Here is a 2,641-nt window from a genome sequence, read left to right on the forward strand (position 1 = left end):
ATAGACGTCGGGCGATGTCAATAAATGGTGCCGCAGAGTCAACTGGGTGCACGATCCGAGAGATGGCTGGCTGTCTCGAAAAAATCTACCCAGTCCCTGGGACGGTGAGGTATTTTCTTGACATCCCCTTTCATAGGACTCCTCAATGGTCAGGGCTGCAAAGCCCTTTTCATGCGTCGCGAAAATGGAGTCGGCCTGCGGCACCGGTTTCAGCGAAAACCTTCCTAAATCGTCGGTTACCACGGCGGCGGTGAAAAGATCTGAATTCGAGGGCTGATTCACGGATCGGATGGACTTGATGCTGGTCATCATCCTGCTGCCCAATGAGCTCGCGGCAGACTGTCCGTTGCTGCCGCAAAGGAAGACGTTGGCGCCGGACACCGAACTGCCGTTGGGTAAAAGAACTATGCCGGTAAATCCGGCGGTGGGGACCAGCGTGATTTCCAAATTGCGCTTGGCCGGTTCATCATCCACTGATTGGGAAATATCCGGAATATAACCAACCGCTTCCACCAGGATGGCGTACGCCCGTGTTCCTGGAGGCAATACCTCCAGGGCCAAGGTAAATTCGCCGTTCCTTCCGTCTACCGATTTCTGCGAGATTTGTCCCCGCCAGAGGGCCGACACTTTGAAATTCCCGATCGGTTTTGTGTTTTCGAGTCAATCACTTTTCCTGAGAGGAGAATCTCGCCGCTCTTGGATAAATGGATTACGTGCTCTTTGGCAGGTTCAAGAATCAGCGTATCCGTGGGCATATAGCCCTGCGCACTCAAGTAATATGGGAGAGCCTTGGCGGGTGCCGAATCCCACTGGAACCTCCCGTCGACCCCTGTCTTTGCTTGCCAGGAGAACGGCTGATCCGTTCCCCGAAGTTCAGTTCGGATCAATGCATTCAGAACAGGACTGCCGCTGTCATCGATGACCTGGCCGCTGACTATTTCACCTTTCTTCAACCGGATTTCAAGAGCGGGCAAGCTCGGGGCGACTTTGACGGTGCGCGACTCAGCAGCAAAGCCCTTTGCCTGCAACGCGATCATGATTTCCCCAGGCTTCAGGATCCTGAAGGCAAATTGCCCGTCCGGTTCGGTCTTGGCGGAGGCAAATGCAATATTGTAGTGAATGCCGATGCCTGAACTGGCTTCGAACTGGTTGATTTCGCAGTCTCCAATACCGCGGCCCGCTTCATCCATGACTCTTCCTGACACAACTATGCCATTTTTCATCACCAGGATGGCTTTGCCGTCTTTCAGTTCCTCGAGGTCAACGTGGGCGATGGGCCGGATGGTCGTGGAACCGCTGGCGCCTGAGGCCGGGACAGGATCGGTCACAAACTGGCCGCTGCCGTGTTCCGGGTGCTCCAGCGTGACGGAGATTCTCTCAAGATTGGGCATCACCTCCGTGGATGTCCATCTGCCCGACCGATCCGTCTGAATGTAGACCGAAGTCTCGATCCGCTCGCGATCTTCCAAACGATTGCCCGTTTCCAGCATCGGATTGGATGAAAAGATGGAGAGCTTTACCCTCTCGATGGGCTGGCCTCCTTCATCTTGAACGTAGCCTCCGATGAAACCTCCTCTTTCGAGTTTGAAAACGTAATCGCTCTGGTAATCATCAGCAGAACTGAATCTCAGTCTCCGGGGGACATAGCCGTCAGCTTTCGCTTCAACCCACAGCGGCCGCGCCGGTATCGTAATCGAACAGCTCCCTTCCGCGTCCGTGTGCGGAGCTTCAGCCGAAAGCATGTCCTTTATGGCTGACAGCGGGCCAACCAGGAGCGCCGCACCTGCGATGGCGCGTCCGGTAGATGCTTCCACGACATGAAAACGCGTCGCGTGGCCTTGCGTGTTGCCCTGAACCGGCACCGAAGAATTGGCGGGCTGAAGCTCCGGGGTTTTGGCAACCTGCGAAGGTTTGCCCTCCTCTCCAGTCCGCAAAGTGGCATTGGGCCGACCTGAAGGTTTTCGAATTCCCGGCAGTAACAGCAATGCCAATAGGACCACAATTACAAATCCTGTCCAGGCGAGCCTGGGGCCGGCGATCAGTTTGCGGGTCATGATTCGCTTTAACCTCCTCCGCAGTGAGTGGGATTCAGTAATGTAAGCGAGCGCGGCGCCGCGCGTGCTTCGCGTCGGAAGCGTTCAATCGCGGATTTGTGTACGACAGATCTTCGGGCAGGAACTTCAATGCCGATGGAGCGGCCGAACCTGAAGTCCTCCGCTTTATACGCGATACCCATGTCGACACTGCCCAGCTTTTCGATGATCCAATAGTGCGAAATGCTCCTGCCGATCGCAGAGCAGGCCTCCACCGGCGAAACGCGCACTGCGATGGCGAGCAACCGAAGATAGCAGGATTATGATTTGACCGGCGCATTTCTGATTAGCTGATTCTCGTCACATGGCGGTATCACGGATATCCCGTACATTGGCGCGGAACCCGAAACGAGATGAGCATCAGTTGGACCGGCGGCAAGGCTCAAAGATCCACTTGTCCGAGAATCCCACTAGAACGAAGCCGCTGTGCGGCGGACTTGGTGCCAATAGTCTGATTGGCGGCAATAACGCCGAAACATAGTAAGGTTGGGTCACAAGGAGGGGCTTGTGACTCGACTACGAAAGATGATGCTGGAGGAACTCCAGCG

The 2,641-nt window shown here is 55.5% G+C and carries 2 protein-coding genes; both read right to left on the bottom strand.

The features are described from left to right. Positions 1-546, bottom strand: a 546-nt coding sequence (locus LAP85_29780; GenBank protein MBZ5500600.1) for a hypothetical protein, incomplete at its 3' end; no start/stop codon positions are given. Positions 547-584: 38 nt separating this feature from the next. Beyond that, on the bottom strand, positions 585-2,054 hold the full coding sequence (locus tag LAP85_29785; protein ID MBZ5500601.1) for a carboxypeptidase-like regulatory domain-containing protein: 1,470 nt from the start codon (positions 2,052-2,054) through the stop codon (positions 585-587). Positions 2,055-2,641: the final 587 nt, after the last annotated feature.

This window comes from Terriglobia bacterium (genome assembly GCA_020072565.1).
In the GTDB taxonomy this organism is placed as follows: Bacteria; Acidobacteriota; UBA6911; order UBA6911; family UBA6911; genus JAFNAG01.